This is a genomic window from Microcoleus sp. Pol11C2 (assembly GCF_036701505.1).
In the GTDB taxonomy this organism is placed as follows: domain Bacteria; phylum Cyanobacteriota; class Cyanobacteriia; order Cyanobacteriales; family Microcoleaceae; genus Microcoleus.
This window is the reverse complement of the sequence record NZ_JAUBQX010000049.1, coordinates 7335-29199: the sequence shown is the minus strand read 5'-3', so window position 1 is coordinate 29199 and position 21865 is coordinate 7335. Positions and strand designations below refer to the sequence as shown.

The window sequence follows — 21865 nt, the reverse complement described above, 5'->3', positions numbered from 1 at the left end:
CTTCTAGCCGGGGGAGGAAAGGCGGCGGGTTGCGATATCTCAGTTACTATAAATTCAAATGCTGTGTTTATTTGAATAGTTATGTCGATCGACCGTTTACCAGATTCAAGATTAACAGATTCCGCGACTCCTGCTATCAAGAGAGTTACCCTGCTGACTATGTTCCGATTGGGTTTGTTTCAGATGGGATTGGGCATGATGTCGATTTTGACGCTGGGGGTGCTCAATCGCGTCATGATTAAGGAGTTGGCGATTCCGGCTACTGTGGTGGCTGGTACGCTGGCCATGCACCAGTTTGTGGCGCCGGCTAGGGTGTGGTTCGGGCAAATGTCTGATGCTAGGCCTTTGTTTGGCCATCACCGCACGGGTTATGTGTGGATGGGCGGGGTTTTGTTTGTGATTTCTGCTTTTTTGGCGGTGCAGGTGATGTGGCGCTTGGGTAGCAGTTTGGAGGCTGTGGGGTGGACTACTCCTACTTACGGTTGGGTGGGTTTGTTGGGTTTGATTTTTGCACTTTACGGTATTGCTATTTGTTCGAGTTCGACTCCTTTTGCTGCTTTGTTGGTGGATGTTTCCGATGAGGAGGATCGATCGAAGTTGGTGGGTGTGGTGTGGTCGATGCTGATGGTTGGTATTATTATCGGGGCGATTATTAGCAGCGGTTTGCTGAAGCAAATTGATGGGGATGTGTCGCGGGAAGTATTGCAGGCTTCGATTAACGGTTTGTTTGTGAAGGTGCCGGCGCTTGTTTTGCTGTTGGTGGGGATTGCGACTTTTGGGGTTGAGAAAAAGTATTCGCGGTACGGGGTGCGATCATCCGCAGTGAATCGAGAAGATAAAATTACTCTGGGAAGTGCGCTGCGGATTTTGACTGCTAGCCGCCAAACCGGTTTGTTTTTTACTTTCCTGCTAATTATGACAATTTGCTTGTTTATGCAGGATGCGGTTTTGGAACCTTACGGCGGGGAAATTTTTAAGATGCCGATTTCGGAAACTACTCGGTTGAATGCTATTTATGGTACTGGTACTCTGATCGGTTTGAGCGCAACTGGTTTTTTAATTGTGCCGCGCATTGGCAAGCAAAATACGATTAGGTTGGGCTGTTTGTCGGTGGCTACTTGTTTTGGTTTAATTATTTTATCTGGATTCACAGGAAATCCAATTGTGTTTAAGTCGGCTTTAATGTTGTTTGGTTTTGCTTCGGGAATTACGACGACGGGTGCGCTGAGTTTGATGTTGGATTTGACGGCTGCAGAAACGGCGGGGACTTTTATTGGCGCTTGGGGTTTGTCGCAGGCGATGGCGCGGGGTGTGGCGACGATTAGTGGCGGTGCTATTTTGGATTTGGGCAGAAGTTTGTTTGGGGTGCCGATGTTAGCTTACGGGTTGGTTTTTGCAGTGCCGGCGGTGGGTATGATTCTGGCTGTTTGGCTGTTGGGTAGGGTGGATGTTGGGGAGTTTCAGGATAATGCTAAAAGTGCGATCGCCACTATTCTTGAAAATGAATTAGACTAAGGTTTGTAGTGAGAACTTTAGTCCTCATTTTCTGGTTAATCAAGGGCTTCTGTCCTTAATACAAAAAAACTGCAAATGAAAGATTTTTGGGATTCTATTTTAAGTTTTTCTCAGACTACTGTCAAGACAGTCGGCCAGCAGTTTTTGAAAGATTTTGGTTCTGCACAAGCAGATGAGAAGGATGATGGGAGTTTGGTTACGCAGTCTGATAATTGGGCGGATGCGGAGATTAGAAGTGCGATCGCATCTACTTTTCCCAGTCACGGAATTTTGAGCGAGGAAGGAGAACACGTTTTCCCAGATACGGAATGGTGTTGGGTTGTCGATCCTCTGGATGCTACGACTAATTTTGCTCGGGGAGTTCCGATTTGGGGGATTTCTTTGGGTTTATTGTATCGCGGAACTCCGGTTTTTGGCTGCGTGCATTTGCCGCCGGTGAATCAATCTTTTCACGGTTTTTATGCAGGGGATTTGGCGGGCGACAATGTATTGGCAAATATGCCTCAAGGTGCGTTTTTGAACAATCGGCCGATTTGTCCCACGGCTGATAAAATGAGCGGAAATCATATTTTTAATTTGTGTTCCCGGAGTGTGGGAATCGGGCCTCATCTTCCGAGTAAAATTCGGATGTTGGGTATGGCTAGTTACAATTTTTTGACTGTGGCTTCGGGTGTGGCTATGGGAGGGGTGGAAGCGACTCCGAAAATTTGGGATATTGCGGGGAGTTGGGTAATTGTGAAGGCTGCTGGTGCGGTTTGGCTACCGCTGGAATCCCAGGCGATTTTTCCGCTGGAAGTGGGGAAGAATTACGGCAGGATTTGTTATCCAACTTTGGTGATGAATCGGCAGGAGTTGGTGTCGGTATTTTTGCCGTTTGTGGAGGCTTGGAAGAAGAGAAAAATGGGGTAATTTAGGTGAAGCGAAGCTATCCCGTAGGAAATCGAACAATTATTAAATAAAACGGCAGGGCAGGCGTGACGGAGGAGTCTCCCACGCCTGCCCTGCTGTTTGGAAGAAATATACCGACCGATGACCGATGGTTCAAGTATGCCTACTCTTGTCTATTTCTGCCAATCTGCGATCGGGTGGTTTTGTTTTACGTCGATCGGGTGATGCGGTACTGCTACAATTTGTGGTAAGTTTTCCCTACCTATTATCTCTCGGAAATAAAATTATACCCGTTTTCAAGTAGAGGCACAAGGGTAAATAGATTTACTGCGGTGTTGGAAAAGTAGATGAGCGGTATATTGGCTATGTCGAAGAGTTAGCCTCTGGGAAAATACAAGAATAAACCTGGGAAGAAACTCAGAAAATTATGCGGTTGGCGATCGCACTTGATCCAGCCAGCAAGATAACAGATACTAGGATTAGGGACACAACATTGCTGTGTCCCTACTGCAAAATGAATTTATTGCTTCAGGCGATTAATTTCGACAGCACATTAGACAACTTAGCACCGAGATTCTCAACAGAGTCCTGCTGTTTGGGATCTTTCATCGTACCGTCAGCATTAAATGCTTCAAAAGCTTGGGGAATTGCTTTCTGATCCGGGAGTACCAATACGTTAATATTCCCCAGGATTGATCGCAAATGAACCAATCCCCGCAAACCCCCAATTCCACCTGGCGAAGCACTCATAATTACTGCTACTTTGCCAGTAAATGCCACCAATCCCGGTTCACCCGGTGCTGGGCGCGATACCCAATCGATCGCATTTTTCAACACAGGCGTAATTGAACTGTTATACTCAGGGGAAGCTATCAAAAACCCGTCATGCGCTACCATCAATTCCTTCAAATGGCGGGCATTTTCTGGCATTCCCTCTTTTGCTTCCAAATCTTCGTCAAATAGTGGCATCGGCAAATCGCGCAAATCTACATAAGTAACTTCTGCACCCGCCGCAGTAGCACCAGCAGCCGCCACTTTTACCAGCAGTTTGTTATAGGATGCTTCGCGGGTACTCCCGGCAAATGCAAGTATTTTTGGTCTGTTTGTCATTGATTTTTTCCTGATTATTGCTTCCGCGTATAATTGTACTATTTCGAGTGATTCCAAACAAAGTCAGCAATGGGTCTATCTGCCGACAAAACAGGATTGTCACTGGAATTGAGTAAAACCGATCGCATTTTTACATTCCCGACTCCCAAACGCCTCTCGACGCGACTGGGAATGCCGTAACCGTAAATAATGTGTCCTTTACCCGCCAACACCACAACTTGATAGTCGGGGTTTGCTTTGAAAAATTCAGCTATTTTTTCCGCCATAGTTTCGTCCCACAAAACTTGGGCTTGCAAGAATCTTTCAAAACCCCTACTATTTCCCTGTTCAGCCTTTTGGTGTTGCTGGTAAACTTCTAGCAGCAGTTGCCGATATTCGGCGTTGTCGGTGCGAATTTCGGATATTGGCGGAATGTGCTTTTTTTCCTCGGCTGTGAGGCTTTCTAAACCTTGACTGGCAACTTTTCTCGTTACTTCGGATGGTGTATTTAAGGCGAGGACGGGTAGTTGATTTTCTTTGGCAAACCGCAAAATGGGGGCGTAAGATTCCCAGGGAAAACGCCATCTGCGATCGTACTCTGTTTGCTCGACTAATTGCTCTTCAGTCAGTTTACCTGCTAAGTAGTTGTCGATCGCGCTTTGAAAGGGACGCTGAAACATTTCCATCGCGATCGCAATTTTCCGATTTTGGCGCTGCATTTCTCGGATAATCGCCAGTTGAGCTTGATGGTCTTCCGCGCTATCGTGGGTTTCTCCCAGATACACGACTTTTGCCTTTACCAACTGTTGCAGAATCTCTTGGTTCGTGTAAGTTTGCGGAGGTTGAGGGTTTGCCGTCGTTTGCGCTGTCACTGCACTGCTGCACAGCAGGAAGATGCCGATCGATAAGGCGCACAGTTTGATGAGTTTGGTTGTTTTCATACAAATATTATGCCGTTTCTCGCAGCAGCAAGCACAGCCGAACTCTACTATTTTAGCTGAGCAGCTAGAAAGCTCAATGCTTAATTTAAGTTCATAATTATCCACCCTTACTTCTAAAAATGTAAAGTTTAGTTGCAGGTACTTGCGCTTCTAGAAGAAGGTGCTAAATTAATAATATGAAGCGAACAAAAAGCTTCTCTGACAGATACAACCTCTAGATACCACAGCGAAGTTCACAATAGAATCTAAGGAGTAAAAACGCTGTTTAATCTCACATCTGTCTCATCAAAAACCAATAGCAGCACCCACCAACAAAGCTGACACTTCCTCAACTAATTAGAGGGGAGCAATGCAACTGAATCTGAGGATTATTGCAACTCCACATCGAAGTTGAAAAAAGAGGAAATCACTCGGTACATATGGCTGGGTGCTGTTGTTGTTAAAAGAGATTTTCGGTTTGTGATGTTTTTTTCAGTAGAGGCAGAGCTTCTAGATAGGCGTTACCGGGCAGAGCCGGGTAACGACCCTAAAAGGAGAAAAACTAGAAAATTACTGGAAAATTGTCTCGTCTTCCTTTCGCCACGCGGGATCGACGATACAAATAAATATTAGCGGCTCTGTGCCACAGTTGTAAATAAACTGCTTGGCGCTGGGGGGAATGTAAACTGCATCTCCGGCTTCCACGAATTGATTTTCGTCGTCGATGTGCATCTCCCCAACGCCGCTGAGGATGTAATAAACTTCAGAAGTTGTCAGGGAGTGCAGCACAGAAGTTTGTCCCGGTGGCAAAGTGGCGTGGGCTAAACTGTAACGCAAATCTACAGCTTGTTTGTCTGGATGCAGTAATTCTCGCAGTTGAGTACCGTCGCCAGCAATAAACTCGTCGCAGGCATTTAGCTTTTGGACTAGCATTCTTTCCACACTCCTGAAAATCTCTTTACCACAACTTAAGTTTAATTGAAGGAGCGAGAGATGTTAAGAAATATGTAAAGCGGCGGCCGGATTTTTTAACCGTAAATTCCCGAATGCCCTCGATAATCAGGACAGTCGATCGCATCTTCAGATAAAGCTATAGTAGGCTGAACGGGACACTTGAGGTGGTAGTCGCGGGTGAAAAATACGCAGTTAGCACAAGGGATTTGGTGCATCCGCTGAGCTCGACGCAGCGAGTCGGTGACAGTACGCCCGACACTCAAACACAGCAAAAAAACTAAACCCCAGGCGGACACAAAACACAGCGGGACTAAAATAGGCTGTATTGCCTTCAGCAGAAAGTAAAGCATAGCAAGAAAATTTAGCGGTATAAGCCACACATACATTACAGTAGTGGAATTGCCGATCGATCGACCAAAAAGTTTAGAATCCTTTACAGCTCGATCGAGAAACCGGGCAATTATGGCATGATAAGGAACAGTCCTTAAATAAAATTAGAGGAAATCAGTTATGACTCTGCGATTAGGCGATACAGTTCCCAACTTTACCCAAGCTTCCTCGGAAGGAGAAATCAATTTCTACGACTGGGCCGGCGATAGCTGGGTCGTGTTGTTTTCTCACCCGAAAGACTATACTCCAGTTTGCACCACAGAACTCGGTGCAGTGGCCCGTCTAAAGTCTGAATTTGAAAAGCGGGGCGTCAAAACCATTGCCCTCAGCGTCGATGATGTGGATTCTCACATGGGCTGGATTAAAGATATTGAGGAAACTCAAAATGTCACCCTCAATTATCCGATTTTAGCAGATGGCGATCGTAAAGTCTCCGACATTTACGACATGATCCATCCCAACTCGCTGAACAACTTAACAATCCGCACAGTTTTTGTGATTGACCCGCAAAAGAAATTGCGTTTGAGCATTACTTATCCGGCGAGCACAGGTCGGAATTTTAATGAAATTTTGCGAGTAATTGATTCCTTGCAACTTACGGACAACTACAGCGTTGCGACTCCGGTTGATTGGAAAGACGGCGACGATTGCGTAATCGTACCTTCGATTACCGACCCGAAAGAGTTGGAAGAGAAATTTCCTAAAGGTTATACGCCGATTAAGCCTTATTTGCGGATGACTCCTCAGCCGAATAAATAGGTTTAACATTCCTAGACGCAGAACCTAATTTTGTAAGGTGTGTACTGCACACCTTACCTCTATAATTCGCCAGTTCAACCAGCTTGTAGTTAGGGCTTGAGTCCTTAATCCTGATTTTTTAGGACTTTAGTCCTCACTACAAACAAAGAAATTGTGCAATCTTGTGTAAACACTTTAGATTTGAGGAAAGGCTAAATGCTGTCATCAACAATTGTGTTGCGAATACCGCCCAAATTGCAAATGACAGACGACGAGTTTTTCGAGTTCTGTCAAATCAATAGTGAGTTACGCATTGAACGCAACAAATCGGGAGAATTGCTAATTATGCCTCCTACTGGTGGAACAACAGGAAATCGCAGCGGTAGCGTCTTTGGAGAGTTGTATATTTGGGCTCGCCAAGATGGAACCGGTATTTGTTTTGACTCCAGTACGGGCTTTAAGCTTGCAATGGGTGACAAGTCTCCAGATGCCTCGTGGATTAAATTGGAACGGTGGAATGCTTTATCTCAAGAACAGCAAGATAAATTCGCACCTATTTGCCCCGATTTTGTAGTAGAGCTCAGGTCTGCTTCTGACAATCTCAAGCCATTGCAAGAAAAAATGCAAGAATATATGAGAGAACCAGGAGTGCAGTTAGGCTGGTTAATTGACCGCAAAAATCGCAGAGTTTATATTTACCGTCCTGGTTTGCCAGAGGAATGTTTGGAAAATCCCGCGACAGTCAGCGGCGACTCCGTTTTGCCGGGATTCATACTCAATATGAGCAAAATTTGGTAGAACTGCTAGCAATAAATATCAACTTATTGTAAAAATTAATCATAGGATACACACACGCCAAAAATATGGATATTAAAAACGGCTTTGTAGGCACAATCGGCAACACACCACTAATTCGCTTAAACAGCTTCAGCGATGAAACTGGTTGCGAAATTCTCGGCAAAGCAGAGTTTCTAAATCCCGGCGGTTCCGTTAAAGATAGGGCCGCTTTATACATCATCAAAGACGCAGAAGAAAAAGGCTTGCTCAAACCGGGCGGCACTGTTGTTGAAGGCACTGCCGGCAATACAGGCATCGGTTTGGCCCACATTTGCAACGCTAAAGGTTACAAATGTTTGATCGTGATTCCCGATAACCAATCTCAAGAAAAAATCGATGCTTTGAAAACCTTGGGCGCTGAAGTTCGGACTGTTCCCGCTGTTCCTTACAAAGACCCGAATAATTATGTCAAATTGTCGGGAAGATTGGCTTCGGAAATGGAGAATGCAGTCTGGGCAAATCAGTTTGACAATTTAGCCAACCGCCGAGCTCATTACGAGACAACTGGCCCGGAAATTTGGGAACAAACAAACGGGAAAATTGATGTTTGGGTAACAGCTACTGGTACAGGCGGCACTTTTGCTGGCGTAGGAATGTTTTTGAAAGAAAAAAATCCTGCTGTTAGAATTGTCTTGGCAGACCCGATGGGCAGCGGGCTTTACAGTTATTTCAAAACTGGGGAAATTAAGACCGAAGGCAGTTCGATTACTGAGGGAATTGGCACCACCCGCGTCACTGCAAATATGGAGAATGCCCCGGTAGACGACGCTATTCAAATTGACGATACTGAAGCTGTCCGGGTGATTTACCAACTGCTGAGGAAAGAAGGGCTGTTTATGGGCGGTTCTGTGGGGATTAATGTAGGGGCGGCCGTGGCTTTAGCGAAGCAAATGGGGCCTGGACATACGATTGTTACGGTACTCTGCGACGGCGGGGCTCGGTATCAGTCGCGTTTGTTCGATCGACAATGGTTGGCTTCCAAAGGTTTGTCACCAGATTAACCGTAGGGTGCGCTGCGGCGCACCTTAAAATCTGGGTATATAAAATCTGGGCGTATATGCGCGCACCTATTCCCATGATAAAAAAATAGCATATATGCAGCAGAATGTCAAGTAAAAAATATGAAAATTATCCAATCTTCTAGGCAAGTTCTTGTTTGCCAAAACCGCACTTGTCGCAAGCAAAATTCAGCAAAGGTACTGGCAGCTTTTCAGAAATTGTCGCCCTCAGAAGTTGAAGTTGTTGCTAGCAGTTGTTTGGGACAGTGCGGCAACGGGCCGATGGTGTTGGTGCTGCCAGAAGAGGTTTGGTACAATACCGTTTGCCCTGAAGAAGTTGCGGCAATAACTGAGCAACATTTGCGGGGAGGAAAGCCGGTGGAGAGGATGCTTTACCGCAAGTTTCACCGACTTTCTAATTAGTCGATCGCCCCCCTTTAAAATTCTTCGGCAAACAACCGGCGGAGAATCTCGGTGACTTCGGCGGCGACTCTGGCGTCTTGTTCGATCGCCAAGCGATCGACACTGCTGGAACCGCCTACAGCTTTTTCTGCCCGCAAACTCATGGCTAAAGTTCTGACTTTTGCCGGCTTTCCCGCCGCTTTGGGCCGCTCGTCAACAAACCGCACTAAAGCCACATAAACTGTTTCGAGGGTTCCCCGGATCGAGCTCAGTCCGTAACCCAATTTTGAGATAATTACTGGAGAAGTGATCAGGCCCTCCATCCCCAAAGTTTTAATTGCTACGTCCACATATCGAGCGCTGTCGTGTCCCATTGCTCTGACAATGCTTTCTAAGCTGTTCCACTGAGATGCTTTCATGCGCGATCGCTGTTCGATGTGGAAGTGCCATCCTAACATGGAAATTAGCCTGGTCAAGTCATAAGCAGATACGGAATTTTTTTGTTTGGTGCTGTTTAATGCGGCACTTAGCAGCACTTGTTTTTTGGTGAGATCGAATATTTTGGGGTTGGTGAGATAAGGATTTTCGCCGTAATCGCCGCGAAAAATTAGGTCATTATTGCCAGTAGCGCTTTTCAGCCATTGCTCTAGTCCTATGCGAGTATCGAAGCGTTTGAACATCGCAGCTAAGGAGTTTGAACTTCCTATATTTGAGGCATAGCTAATCATGTCTTTTGCTACATCGTAAAAGTAAAAATCGTGTCTTAGCCCGTTGCCATCTCTAACAACGCAGTTGTCAATGTCGCAGTCGGGATATTTGCTATTTATTTGACTGACGATATTAAGGAGTGCGATAATTTTAGTGGCACTCCACTGCTCAGCATTGGTAAGTGCGTTTTTTCCCAGCCACTGCGCCTGAAGTTTGCCGTCTACAAAAGTACCAATGCAAACGCAGGCTTCCTTAATTTCTGCATGCAAAAAATTTAAACCTTGAGAGTTAATTTGAGGTAGTTCTCCCACGCTGGGAAACGGGGTAAGTTTAAGGGGATTATTGGGACCAGGAATAGAGCTAATTACTTTTAAGCCGTCGGGTTTCTGTTTGAGATAATCGGGATAGTTTTTAATGTGTTGTTGGTAAGGGGATTTTTCAATGCCCCTGTCTAAAAAAGCTAGTTTGTTTATGTTAGCTTTGGCATCTATTTCCATTTGGAGGTAGTTTTTGAAGATGCGCGCTCGGTCTTTTGCGAGTTCGAGGGAGGTGAGGTTCATAATAATTGTTGGCAGCTTGTTACCAATAAGTAAATCACTATACTAGGATTTACGCAAACAAACCGGGTTTCTCTGTAAAATTTTGGGTTAAGGAACGAAAAATTTATGAAGAAATCGGGCTTCAGACAGTAACTGCGTCCCGGAGTATATATCTGATTTCTGGCCCTACGATCGAGCTTTTTTACCGCGTACTTGAATACGTTTGTCGGTTTTTTGTTTCTTAATCCAACAGACAAATTTCTGGAGTTCTGGGTCATTTTTGAGCTTTTCCAGGGTGTTGAGCTCTTGGGCGAGGTGTTTGTTGTCAAATAGAGAGTGAATCTGGCGGTGACAGGCTGAGCAAATGTCGATTGTCTGGCTTGGATCTTCGTTTTTCCGCTTGGTGTTTTGTTTGGGGATGAGGTGATGGGCGGTTAATGCTTCCATTTGTCGATCGCACAATTCGCACTGCATAATTTTCTCAATGCTGCTGGATAGGAGAATTGCTACTTTTAGTTTAGCGCGATCGGCTGTGAGAGGGTGAATGAAAGGCGATCGCACTCTCCAAACAATAAAAAACCCCCCAATGGGGGGCCATACAAATCTCTTGTGGCAGAGGTCGAAAAGCCTCTGAGATCACAAAATATACAGTAACAGAAACAAAACAATCCAAATCACATCGACAAAGTGCCAGTAAATCTCAGTCGCTTCGATGCCAAAGTGGTGCTCGCTAGAATAATGGCCTTGCGCGCGCGATCGCCACACCACCGCCACCATAAACAGCACTCCCAAGGTAACGTGCAAGCCGTGAAAAGCAGTCAAAACGTAAAAACAACTGGCATACAAATTAGTCGTCAAGCCAAACTCTAAATGAGCGTATTCGTAAACCTGACCGAACAAGAAAACTGCGCCCATAGCAATAGTTACGAGCAACCAATTCCGCATTCCGGCGGCATCATTCTTTTTAATTGCAGTATCCGCATTGTGAATCACAAAACTGCTAGCAATCAGAATTACCGTATTGATTCCCGGCAGCAATAACTCGCGCTCCGGCGTACCTTCAGGAGGCCACACGGGGGCCATCGCCCGATAAATCAAATAGGCGGCAAACATACCGAAAAATATCATGCCTTCAGCGCACAGGAACACAATTACCCCTAACATTCGGTGGTCGGGATGCTCGACACCGTGTGCTTCTACTTCGCCCTCGTGGTGGTAATTTAGGGCTGTTTTTGCCGGATCGATCGCTGGAATTTGCATAAGAAATTGGTAATGAAGAAGTCAGTTGTCAGTTGTCAGTTGTCAGTTGTCAGTTGGCAGTTGGCAGTTGGCATTAGTCATCAGTCATTAGTTAACAGTCAACAGTCAACAGTCAACAATGCCCAATGACTAATGACTGATGACTAATAACTATTCGCCATCTTGACTTTCATCAGCCGGAGAATCAACATTTACCTCTGATTCAGGAGCGACCAAAGTTGCAGTACCGCCAAAGAAAGTTGAAGCTTGAGCCTCCGCAATAGGGATACCTGTTTTCTGGGTATTGCGGGTGGCATTTTCCCTCAGCTTGAGCCTGAGACGTTCCCCTGTATTCTGAATTTTTTCCATGCCGTAATCGTAAGGCCCCGTTGCCAATACCGGCACTCCTTCAAAATTTTCGATGGGGGGCGGCGAAGTCGTCATCCATTCCAAACTCAAAGCTTGCCAAGGATTGTCACCTGCTTTCGGGCCGTACCTCCAGCTCCAAATCACATTAATGATAAACGGGATTGTAGACACTGCCAGCATATAAGCACCGACAGTACAAATGACATTAATTGTGGTAAATTTCGGGTCGTACATTGCCACCCGCCGAGGCATTCCTTGCATCCCCAAAGCGTGCATGGGCAAGAAAGTTACAGTAAAGCCAACATAGGTTAAAACAAAGTGAACTCTACCCCAAAATTCATTAATCATCCGCCCCGTCATTTTGGGGAACCAGTGGTAAAAAGCAGCGTAAATGCCAAACACTGAGCCGCCAAACAGCACGTAGTGTAGGTGAGCTACGACAAAATAAGTGTCGTGAACGTGAATGTCGAAAGGTACGGAAGCCACCATGATCCCGGTGATGCCGCCGAGCACAAATGTTGAGATAAAACCCATCCCAAATAGCATCGCGCTGACAAGCCGGAGTTTGCCTCCCCAAATAGTTGCCAACCAGCTAAATATTTTAATCCCAGTTGGTACGGCGATGATCATAGTAGTGATCATAAAAAACATCCGCAGCCAGCCGGGAGTGCCGCTGGTAAACATATGGTGCGCCCACACGATCAAGCCCAAAAAGCTGATCGCGAGACTCGAATATGCGATCGCCAAATAACCAAAAATTGGCTTGCGCGAATGCACCGGCAAAACTTCTGAAATCACCCCGAAAAAGGGCATAATCATAATGTAAACTGCCGGGTGGGAATAAAACCAGAATAAATGCTGGTAGACGATGGGATCGCCGTTGCCGGTCGGGTTAAAAAATGCCGTCCCAGCTAACAAGTCAAACGACAGCAAAATCAAAGCTGCGGCTAAGACTGGAGTCGCAATCAAAGTCAGCGCTGAAGTCGCAATCATCGCCCAGCAAAACAAAGGCATTTCATTGAGACTCATGCTAGGAACGCGCATGGTAAAGATGGTAACGGCAAAATTCACCGCCCCCAAAATCGAAGAAGTTCCGAGAATCAAAACGCTGAGAATCCAAATTTCTTCCCCCGCTTGAGCAGTAACTAAGCTCAAAGGCGGATAGGAAGTCCAACCAGCCTGTGGAGCTCCCACCAAAAAACTGCTCAACAGCAACACCCCGCCTACGGGAATTAGCCAAAAGGCAAGGGCATTCAGCCTGGGAAATGCCATGTCTTTTGCCCCAATCATTAAGGGGATCAAAAAGTTAGCAAATCCGGCTCCGGCGGGTACAATCCACAGGAAGATCATCACCGTCGCGTGAACAGTAAATAAACTGTTGTAGAGTTCGGGGGTGACAAAATCGGCGTCGGGGGTGGCGAGTTCTGTTCGCACCAAAGTTGCCATCACGCCGCCGATTAGATAGAAAATAAATGTTGTTACCAGGTATTGAATACCGATGACTTTGTGATCGGTATTAAAAGTGAAGTAGTCGCGCCAATGTCTATCAGCGGGCGCTGTTCCGCGAGCCTCAGTGTTTGCACTTTCTTGGAACTGTGCTTGTGTCATAGTTATTAGTCATTAGTTATTAGTCCTTAGTTATTAGCTGAGGATCAAAGACCCAGTAGCCAGAACTAATGACTATTTTTAGTGATGAGTTGGGTGAAGTTGTTCTAGGGCTTCGGAATTAATTTTTATTTCCCTGACGTAGGGAGCCAAAAATTCTCCGTCTGACAATTCCCCTGGATTGACTGCAACTGCTTGCTCTAAGTTTTGACTGCTAGCAACTTGCTGGCTTTGCAGCCAAGTGTCGAATTCTTCTGGCGTGTGAACGACTGCTAGAGCTTTCATCGCTCCGTGATAAGCGCCGCACAATTCCGCACAAACAACCCGGTATTCGCCGGTTTTAGTTGGTGTAAATCTCAGTTCGCTCGGCCGGCCAGGAATTGCATCTTGTTTGAGGCGAAATTCCGGCAGCCAAAATGCGTGCAGCACGTCTTGAGCTGAGATATTTAGCTGTACGTCGCGGTTGACTGGCATATGCAGTTCGCCAGAACTAACGCCGCTTTCTGGATAGCTAAAAATCCAGGCGTACTGCAAACCTGTGACATTTACAACTAAGTCTGCTGGTTTGTCTTCATTTTCTGGGGAAGCGCCTACGCCTAAAGCAACAAGTTTTTGAGATGGAATTTGAGGGGCGTTTTGGGGTGTATCTGAGAGTGTGGCTGCGATCGCACTTCCGCGCATTTTAGAGTGCGCTTGCATGGTGCCGTGGTCGTGATTGCCCATCGGATCGAGGCCTCCCATTGAGTTGTAAATCTCAAAACTGTAGACTCCGATTCCTAAAATAATCACCGCCGGCACGGCTGTCCAAAGAATTTCTAAGGGAAAGTTGTCATGCCAAGGCGGCCCGTCTGTGTTGTCTCCTTGACGGCGGCGATATCTAATTGCAGCATAGATCAGCACTCCCTGAACCATGATAAATAATCCAGTGGAAATGGTCATCATTGTATTGAAGAGTGCGTCGATCTCGGATGCTTCATCAGAGGCGGCGATCGGTAGTAAACCGTGATTCTGCCCGTACCAGAGACTGATCAGAGTCACTACGATGCCGGCGAGCATGGTGAGGATGGAACTTGGAATGTTCACGCTGGTACTTCTTAATAGCGACACTTCTTCGCTTGTAAAATGAAGGAAGCGCCTCTGGGTTATCAATTTTTAATTGTAAATGGTATTTTTAGTAAAATGTCCATCTTAAGGGTTACTTAAGGCTTAGTATGTTTGACCGATCGCCCGCGCGACTCAAAAGTACGTCTTTTGTACCTTGACAAAACTGATTAAAAATGGTAAATAATCGCTCTGTTTGGCTGCTAAATTTGAGAGGGTTTCTCAAAGACCATCAAATGCTGCTGAGGTAACATATCTTTTGTCTCTTTCCATACTAAACCGACGGCTGCCATTTCTTTTTTAACCTGCTTCTGCGTCATTTTGTGCAAACCTTTAATGGCAATCAGCGGGTTTTCGCCGCGATACTCGATCGATACCGTGCGGCCTCCCGGTTTGAGTGCTTTCACAATTCCTTGCATCATTTCTCTGGGATATGCAAATTCGTGATAAGCATCGACCATCACAACTAAATCTACGCTATTTTCCGGTAAATTCGGATTGTCGATACTGCCCAAAACTGGCTCAACGTTAGCAATATTTTTTTCTTGTTTATTCAATTTAATAAAATTAATCATTTCCGGCTGCACGTCAACTGCCAAAACCTTTCCTTCTGGAACTAAGGGAGCGATGCGAAAGCTAAAATATCCCGTTCCCGCTCCAATGTCGGCGACAATATCAGTTGGTTTTAAATCGAGATTGTTGACTAATCGAGCTGATTTTTCCTCCATGCCGCGAGACGGTCTTTCCAGCCAACCAGCACCTTGATATCCCATGACTTGAGCAATTTCTCGACCCATGTAAAATTTGCCGATTCCGTCGGGATTGTGGACTGTTCGCTGCTGATAAATTGGGTCGCCATCGGCGGTTTTACTTACGGCTGCACAGGCATTGAGCGGCAATATGCAAATTATTGCTAAGATAATTGCTGCTAGATGTTTGAGGAATTGTCGGTTTTTCACGATCGTCCTAATTGTATGTTTAATTTTGTCATTACCAGGCTCTGCGCGGTAATGCAGAACCAGAGGAACAGCCGAGCGAATATCGAGAATAGTTTAAGATTTAGCTGACAGCGGATTCTAACAATTTAATTGTACCAGAGTCAGCGTCGATTTCGACTTCTTGACCGATCGGCAAAGTGAACTGTTCCCGGATGTGTCCCACCATTGAACCGTACCACGCGGGAATCTTCAAAGGGCGAATGTGGTCGGACAAGACTTGAGGTAAGGTTAGGGACTCTTGGGGTTTTTCAGCTTCGCACTTGGTACACTGTCCGAAAATAAAACCTGATATTTTATCGAGAATGCCGGCTAATTTGAGTTGCGTCAACATTCTATCGATGCGATAAACTTCTTCGCCAACTTCCTCGACAAACAAAATACTGTTTTCCCACTGCGGTAAATATGCAGAACCAACCATTGCTGCGATTACTGATAAATTGCCGCCGATTAGTTTTCCCCTAGCTGGGCCGCGCCCGATTGTTTGAACTTGCACGCTTTTGGAGTTTTGCATCGTCACAGAACCTCCGTCAAACAAAACTTTTTTGACGTAATCCACTGTAAAGGGACTCCAAGTTGACGCACCTAAAGGGCCGTGAAAAGTAACTCTATTAGTTTTAGCATAAATCGCCAATAACAGCGCCGTAATATCGCTAAATCCCATAATAATTTTGGGGTTGTTGCCGATAATATTGTAATCCAGGAGCGGCAATATCCGAGCACAGCCCCAGCCGCCCATCCCGGTAAAAATAGCTCGCACCGAGTCATCGGCAAAGGCTGCGTTGACATCGGCGGCGCGATCGGCATCCTTGCCCGCTAAATAGCCGTAGCGGTCGTAAAAATGCTCTCCCAATTTAACTTTTAAACCCAGCTTTTCCATAACTTTAAAAAAATCCTCGATTTCTTTTTTGTAGTTGAAAGCGGCAGGATTGATTAAAGCTACAGTATCGCCAACTTGCAGGCGGCGCGGCTTAACGATCGCACTTTTGGGAGATAAATTGGTTTGGGCGAGCCTCTTCGAGGGGTTCGCTAACGGCGCAAGCTGAGTACCAATAGCAGTCAGCCCAAAAGTTGTCAGCAGAGCACGGCGGCGGAGAGTCATAGGTGTTATACCCTTGTTCGATTCAGTGAGGTACAGATTGAGATTTTAGATTTTAGATTTTAGATTTTAGATTGGGGGATTGAGCAATTGTTAATTCATTGATGAATGGCTCACGCGAGAACGGTTATAAATGATTTTTGCTATAATTGTATAAGAAAAATTCTGTCATATCAGTTTAAAATTGCCAGTTTCCAATGAAAATAGACACTAAAATCTCACCTAAAAAATCCTGGGCTCAAGCTTTAGCTCGTCCGGCTGCGGAATTTCCCCTGACTCAGTTATCCGTTAAAAGCGGTAAAATTCCCGCAGGATTGCGCGGCACTCTCTACCGTAACGGGCCCGCACGTTTGCAACGCGGTGGCATGGATGCGGGACACTGGTTTGATGGCGATGGTGCAATTTTGGCTGTACATTTTACCGATGCGGGTGCTGCGGCTGTTTATCGCTACGTGAAGACAGCGGGATATCAAGCTGAGGAAAAAGCTGATAAATTTCTCTACAGTAATTATGGCATGACAGCACCGGTGCCTCTGTGGTTGCGGTGGACTAAATCTGTTAAAAATGCTGCCAATACTTCTGTTTTAGCTTTGCCGGATCGCCTTTTAGCTTTGTGGGAAGGCGGCTGGCCTCACAGCCTCGATTTGCAAACCCTGGAAACTCGCGGAACGGACGATTTAGGAAGTTTAGAGAGTGGATCTTCTTATTCCGCTCACTGCAAGCGCGACCCGATTACTGGCAATATTTTTAACTTTGGAACTACACCGGGTGCCAGTACAAAGTTGAATCTGTATAAAAGCGATCCTACAGGCAAAATTGTGCAACAAGCAACTGTTGCTTTAGATGGAATTCCCATGATCCACGATTTTGTTTTGGCTGGAAAGTATCTAATATTTTTTGTGCCGCCAGTACGAGTAAGATTTTTGCCAGTGTTAGCTGGAATTAGCAGTTACAGCGACTCTTTGGAATGGAAACCCGAGTTGGGGACCCAGATATTAGTTTTTGACTCTGAAACTCTGTCTTTAGTTAGTCGAGGCCAAACCGATTCTTGGTTTCAGTGGCATTTTGCTAACGGTTTTGTCAAGGAAGATGGTTCGGTTGCCGTTGATTTTGTGCGCTTCGCTGACTTTCAAACTAATCAGCGGCTGAAAGAAGTAGCGGCGGGTGAAACTCGCACCGATGCGGAGGGTTCCCTGTGGCGGGTGCATCTCAATCCTCAAACTGGCAAAGTGACAGCAGCCGAAGAATTGCTGGATCAACCTTGCGAATTTCCGATGGTACCTGCTTCAGAAATAGGGCAAGACTCACGATATATTTATCTGGCAATGTATCGGCCTGACGTTGATATTGTACCGGAACGTTATGGCGCGATCGCCCGTTTGGACACGCAAAGCCGCAATCTCACAATTGCGGACTTGGGCGAAAATCGCTATCCCACAGAGCCCATCTACGTTCCAGATATTTCGTCGGAGAAAGGTTGGATAGTAACAGTTATTTATGACGGCAATTCTGACAGCAGCGAAGTCTGGATATTTGACAGCGACGGACTTTCCCGCGAACCTGTTTGCAAGCTAGAATTGCCCGGTGTCATACCTTTGGGCTTTCACGGCACTTGGAAATCGGCAGTCTGAGAAAATTGTAAAGAAGTGTTGCGGAAGATTTATTAAAAATTGTTGCCGCTTCTCTGTCAAGTTGTTAAGGTGTGTGTAGATAGGAAATTCTCATATCTAGGAGGTGTGGAATTGATAATCTGCATTGCTCAATTATCCTGTGCCAATTCGCACCAATCCCCGGCGATTGTAAGTCGCGGTGGCACAGGATATCGTCTGCCTCTGCGGACTCAAAAAAGGGGTAATTAAGCCTCGAACCATGACCAATTCGGGGTGAATATTCCCGGCGAATAAATTCGCGGCTATACAGGCAAAGTCCGCCTCCGCGAACTGAATAAAAAGCGGTAATAAAGCCCGCTTGGCCCTGATTTCCGACTAGGTTTGCCCATCTCAGGTTTGTCTGCTTGCATGAGGTTACATGACCAGATATTTGACTGATTCCTGGCGAACCCAAAGTTTAGTTCAACTCACGCGCACGTTAGCGATTCAACAGTTTTGGGCTTTGAGTTAACCCCACGAATAAATTAGGCTTTTCGGAACAAGATAGCCTTTTCAACAATTATGAATTATGAGTTGTTATCGCCAAAAAATTCAACTCATAACTAATAATTCACAACTCACAACTCATAACTCCGTGTCGCGGTGAGAATCAACCAAAAGGTTTAATCTATGCAACTTCAAGGAAAAACAGCTCTTGTTACAGGAGCTTCGCGCGGAATTGGGCGATCGATCGCCCTGGAATTAGCGAGACAAGGAGTCAAACGTTTGTTGATTGTGGCGCGCAACCGCAGGCAATTAATTGAACTGGCAGAGGAAATCGATCTTTTTGGCACAGAAGTAGTGCCGTTAGCTTTGGATTTAACTCAGTCAGTAGCGGTGAATATTGCGATCGCCCAAGCTTGGCGAGATTGCGGCCCGATTCACCTGCTAGTCAACTGTGCAGGCGTCGCCCACCAAGCATCTTTCTTGCGTTCCCCGCTGCCGTTAATCGAGGAAGAAATCGCCTTAAACTTGCTCGGAACTTACACAATTACCCGCTTGATTGCGAGGCGAATGGCAACTCAAAAAGAGGGAACAATCGTCAATGTTTCGAGCTTAATGGGAAAAATTGCCGCGCCCACAATGGCAACTTATTCTGCTACCAAATTTGCCATTTTGGGATTCACCCAAGCTTTACGCAGCGAGTTAACTCAGTACAATGTTCGAGTCACAGCTTTGCTGCCATCTCTAACAGATACCGACATGGTGCGAGACTTGGAACAATTCCGGTGGGTAGTACCCACAACTCCGGAAAAAGTTGCCCTAGCACTTGTCGCGGGATTGCAGAAAGATGCACCAGAAATATTGGTAGGATGGCAAAGTCATCTAGCAGTTTGGTGTCACCGAATTGCGCCTTGGTTGCTGGATTTTGTGTTGCGGATGGCGACTCCCGAACTTCGCGATAAATCGCGGGGCCGCAAATTGCGCGAGGCTTGAGCTAGCTGGCGATAAACCCTTTTCTGGGCGGGCTCTTCGGCCATTGGTGTCAACTTAAGCTGTCCGCCCGCCCACCCGTTAGTCCGCCAGGGGTTTCAACCCCTGTCGGACTGTCGGACTGTCGGACTACCGATTTAACGTTGTTAACTTGACACCAATGGGCATTGCCGTGTCCCTACAAGGGCTATGTACTTACTTACCAGCAAAAGTGGTGTATAGCGGTTCTCAAGTAAATGAAGTACGTAGTTGGGCTTTAGCCCTCTTCTTTAGTCGTTATATAAGTTGTCAGTCATACCTCATCTACCTGAGAAGAGCTATATATCATTTCCACTCCCCTTGCAAGGTAAAAGCCGCCCTATTATTGGGCGATTTCCATTTTTCCTGCTGCATCATTTCCATCTGTGCCGCCCTCAAAGCTGCCGCCGGCGCTAACTTTTGTTGCTGCATTTTTCGATAAAACTTTTGCATTAACACAGCAGTTCCTTCATCATCCACACTCCACAAACTCACCGCCACCCGCTGCGCCCCCGCATACATAAAACCCCTTGTTAATCCCACCATTCCTTCGCCTTTAACATTCTGTCCCATTCCCGATTGACAAGCACTTAAAACCACTAAATGTGCGGCCAGTTTTAAGTTAAAAATATCCGTGAGGCGCAAAAAACCATTGACAAGATTACCTTTGTCATCTACCATCGACATCAGAATTCCTGACAGTTCTGGATTTTTGCTGTTGGCAAGGCCGTGGGTGGCGAAATGAACGATTTGATAATTAGCTAAACTGCCGTCGGTGGCAGTAGTGCGATTGGCATCAAAATCAATCTTTTGACTGCTAGAAGCTGAGGGAAATAAGCTGAATATTGTTTGGGCTTCTTGGCGGGTAAATGCGAGGCGTTCGGGCGGCCATCCCCGATTAGAAGCGCGAAGCGCTCGATTTAAACCGAGGTTGTTTGCTTCTAATTTTTCTGTTGTTGCTGGGGTGATTTTTCCTTTAATTCTTTCATCATCGGGACTAAAAACCGGATCGGCTAAAATTGCTAAGGTTTGGCCCGGCGGTTTTCTGTCTCCGTAATTTTGCCTGAGAATGGCGAGAGTTGAGGCGGAAGGCAGGGTAATAATTTCATGTTCGACAATTAAGGGAACATTGGTATTTTGTCTAGGGGTTTGGGGAATAGTTAAAGCCGGAAAAGGGGTATAGTGCAGCACGCCGTCGGGAACAATTAATAATCGTTTATTGCCTAATTGGGCGGAGGCCGGCTGTAAAATTAATTGACTCAAATTGGCACTTGCTTCGGCAACTTGTTGGGGAATATCTCTGTGGATTGGGCTAGTTACTGCGTCTCGGAAATTGCGGGCGGCTGTTTCAATATCTGCGCGTTTTGGCAATTCATAGCTAGTTAGTCCTGTTGATGTCACAACCCACAAATAACTGCGGTTTTTGCCAAGGGAATACTGCAATAAAAGGGTGTTGTCATCCAGAACTTGTTTTTGAATTTCTGGTAGCGTTAAAGGTTGGGGCTGGGTGATGGCAGCGTAGCGGGGGCTGGTGGTACGAATCCGGCTTTGAATTTGCTGATACTGTTGCAAAAGTGCAAGGCGCCCCGAGTCGATTTCAGCGATTTTAGTTTGATTGGGGTTGGGGCTGCTGATTGTTTCAATGCGCTGCTTTTCAATGGCATCGAGTTGCTGTTGTACGCTCTTTTCTTGTTGCAGTAAATCGGGGTCAATGCCTTCGCGAATGTTGGCGTTACTTTCAAAGAGGAGTTCGAGGAGACTGCGGGCTCTCGAACGTTCACTGGCTTCTAAGGCTTTGGTATCATAACCGGATTTAGGATTAGTTTTGTGCAGTTGCATTAACAAATCGATGTAGAATTCGTAGTAGCCCTGCACTGTGGCAAAGTATGAGCTGCGGAGTTCTGGGCTGGCTATTTTGGTGCGGAGGTTTTCGATGATTTTGATAGAGGATTCAATGTCGTTGAGGGCTTCGGTAAGATTGTTTTGGTCGCGTTTGACATAAGCTATGTTGTAAAGGGTGTTCGCTTCCCCGCCACGATCGCCTACTGCCCGTCTCAGGGGAAGCGACTGGCTGTAATACTCTAGCGCTTTCTGTTTTTCTCCCAAATCAGAGTAGACTAAGCCGATGCGGGTGAGGGTGGCAGCTTCCCCGCCACGATTGCCGAGGTCCCGACTCAGCGGAAGCGATTGGCTGTAATACTCTAGCGCTTTCTGTTTTTCTCCCAAATCTGAGTAGACACCGCCGATGTTGTGGAGGGTGGCAGCTTCCCCGCCACGATCGCTTACTGCCCGTCTCAGGGCAAGCGACTGGCTGTAATACTCTAGCGCTTTCTGTTTTTCTCCCAAATCAGAGTAGACTAAGCCGATGCGGGTGAGGG

The 21865-nt window shown here is 46.2% G+C and carries 20 protein-coding genes; 8 read left to right on the top strand and 12 right to left on the bottom strand.

What is annotated here, in order from left to right; genetic code table 11:
• Window positions 1-81: 81 nt before the first annotated feature.
• Together QUA42_RS22195 and QUA42_RS22190 are read left to right on the top strand one after the other, a co-directional pair.
• Complete coding sequence (locus tag QUA42_RS22195) at window positions 82-1515, top strand: BCD family MFS transporter (RefSeq protein WP_333140119.1); 1434 nt, start codon at window positions 82-84, stop codon at window positions 1513-1515.
• A gap of 75 nt (window positions 1516-1590) precedes the next feature.
• Complete coding sequence (locus tag QUA42_RS22190) at window positions 1591-2424, top strand: inositol monophosphatase family protein (protein ID WP_333039709.1); 834 nt, start codon at window positions 1591-1593, stop codon at window positions 2422-2424.
• Between the two features lie 507 nt (window positions 2425-2931).
• On the opposite strand, the gene QUA42_RS22185 is transcribed toward QUA42_RS22190, so the two are convergent.
• From QUA42_RS22185 to QUA42_RS22170, 4 genes are all read right to left on the bottom strand, one after another.
• The gene (locus tag QUA42_RS22185; RefSeq protein WP_333062920.1) at window positions 2932-3513 is read right to left on the bottom strand and encodes an NAD(P)H-dependent oxidoreductase; all 582 of its coding nucleotides are present in this window, start codon (window positions 3511-3513) and stop codon (window positions 2932-2934) included.
• 38 nt (window positions 3514-3551) lie between these two features.
• Window positions 3552-4433 (bottom strand): ChaN family lipoprotein, encoded by an 882-nt coding sequence (locus QUA42_RS22180; RefSeq protein ID WP_333140117.1) that lies wholly within the window; start codon window positions 4431-4433, stop codon window positions 3552-3554.
• A gap of 549 nt (window positions 4434-4982) precedes the next feature.
• Window positions 4983-5345 carry a cupin domain-containing protein gene (locus tag QUA42_RS22175; protein ID WP_333140115.1) on the bottom strand — a complete coding sequence of 121 codons (363 nt, stop codon included), beginning with the start codon at window positions 5343-5345 and terminating at the stop codon, window positions 4983-4985.
• A 95-nt stretch (window positions 5346-5440) separates the two neighbouring features.
• Window positions 5441-5716 (bottom strand): hypothetical protein, encoded by a 276-nt coding sequence (locus QUA42_RS22170; RefSeq protein WP_333140142.1) that lies wholly within the window; start codon window positions 5714-5716, stop codon window positions 5441-5443.
• Between the two features lie 160 nt (window positions 5717-5876).
• Here QUA42_RS22170 and QUA42_RS22165 point away from each other — a divergent pair, with 160 nt between their 5' ends.
• The 4 genes from QUA42_RS22165 to QUA42_RS22150 all read left to right on the top strand — a co-directional run bounded on the left by QUA42_RS22165 (window position 5877) and on the right by QUA42_RS22150 (window position 8752).
• Window positions 5877-6515, top strand: coding sequence for a peroxiredoxin (locus QUA42_RS22165; protein ID WP_333039700.1), 639 nt, complete (start codon window positions 5877-5879; stop codon window positions 6513-6515).
• A 195-nt stretch (window positions 6516-6710) separates the two neighbouring features.
• Complete coding sequence (locus QUA42_RS22160; protein WP_333140113.1) at window positions 6711-7292, top strand: Uma2 family endonuclease; 582 nt, start codon at window positions 6711-6713, stop codon at window positions 7290-7292.
• Window positions 7293-7357: 65 nt separating this feature from the next.
• Complete coding sequence (locus QUA42_RS22155; protein WP_333140111.1) at window positions 7358-8332, top strand: cysteine synthase A; 975 nt, start codon at window positions 7358-7360, stop codon at window positions 8330-8332.
• Between the two features lie 120 nt (window positions 8333-8452).
• Entirely contained in the window at window positions 8453-8752 is a 300-nt protein-coding gene (locus tag QUA42_RS22150; protein WP_333140109.1) for a (2Fe-2S) ferredoxin domain-containing protein, read from the top strand.
• Between the two features lie 14 nt (window positions 8753-8766).
• On the opposite strand, the gene QUA42_RS22145 is transcribed toward QUA42_RS22150, so the two are convergent.
• The 7 genes from QUA42_RS22145 to QUA42_RS22115 form a co-directional block, all read right to left on the bottom strand.
• A complete protein-coding gene (locus tag QUA42_RS22145) occupies window positions 8767-9999 on the bottom strand; it encodes a hypothetical protein (protein ID WP_333140107.1) in 1233 nt (410 codons plus the stop codon).
• Window positions 10000-10164: 165 nt separating this feature from the next.
• Window positions 10165-10539 (bottom strand): HNH endonuclease, encoded by a 375-nt coding sequence (locus QUA42_RS22140; protein ID WP_333140105.1) that lies wholly within the window; start codon window positions 10537-10539, stop codon window positions 10165-10167.
• Between the two features lie 75 nt (window positions 10540-10614).
• Window positions 10615-11238, bottom strand: coding sequence for a heme-copper oxidase subunit III (locus QUA42_RS22135; protein ID WP_333039688.1), 624 nt, complete (start codon window positions 11236-11238; stop codon window positions 10615-10617).
• A 150-nt stretch (window positions 11239-11388) separates the two neighbouring features.
• Complete coding sequence (ctaD, locus tag QUA42_RS22130; RefSeq protein ID WP_333039685.1) at window positions 11389-13194, bottom strand: cytochrome c oxidase subunit I; 1806 nt, start codon at window positions 13192-13194, stop codon at window positions 11389-11391.
• Between the two features lie 78 nt (window positions 13195-13272).
• Window positions 13273-14274 carry a cytochrome c oxidase subunit II gene (locus QUA42_RS22125; RefSeq protein ID WP_333140103.1) on the bottom strand — a complete coding sequence of 334 codons (1002 nt, stop codon included), beginning with the start codon at window positions 14272-14274 and terminating at the stop codon, window positions 13273-13275.
• Window positions 14275-14495: 221 nt separating this feature from the next.
• Window positions 14496-15254 (bottom strand): class I SAM-dependent methyltransferase, encoded by a 759-nt coding sequence (locus QUA42_RS22120; protein ID WP_333140140.1) that lies wholly within the window; start codon window positions 15252-15254, stop codon window positions 14496-14498.
• Between the two features lie 97 nt (window positions 15255-15351).
• Window positions 15352-16389, bottom strand: a complete 1038-nt coding sequence (locus tag QUA42_RS22115; RefSeq protein WP_333140102.1) for an LD-carboxypeptidase — start codon at window positions 16387-16389, stop codon at window positions 15352-15354.
• Window positions 16390-16583: 194 nt separating this feature from the next.
• Here QUA42_RS22115 and QUA42_RS22110 point away from each other — a divergent pair, with 194 nt between their 5' ends.
• Complete coding sequence (locus QUA42_RS22110; RefSeq protein WP_333140100.1) at window positions 16584-18017, top strand: carotenoid oxygenase family protein; 1434 nt, start codon at window positions 16584-16586, stop codon at window positions 18015-18017.
• A 648-nt stretch (window positions 18018-18665) separates the two neighbouring features.
• A complete protein-coding gene (locus QUA42_RS22105) occupies window positions 18666-19472 on the top strand; it encodes an SDR family NAD(P)-dependent oxidoreductase (RefSeq protein WP_333140098.1) in 807 nt (268 codons plus the stop codon).
• 321 nt (window positions 19473-19793) lie between these two features.
• Here QUA42_RS22105 and QUA42_RS22100 read toward each other — a convergent pair.
• Window positions 19794-21865 (bottom strand): CHAT domain-containing tetratricopeptide repeat protein (locus QUA42_RS22100; RefSeq protein WP_333140096.1); only part of this gene is annotated, 2072 nt, incomplete at its 5' end.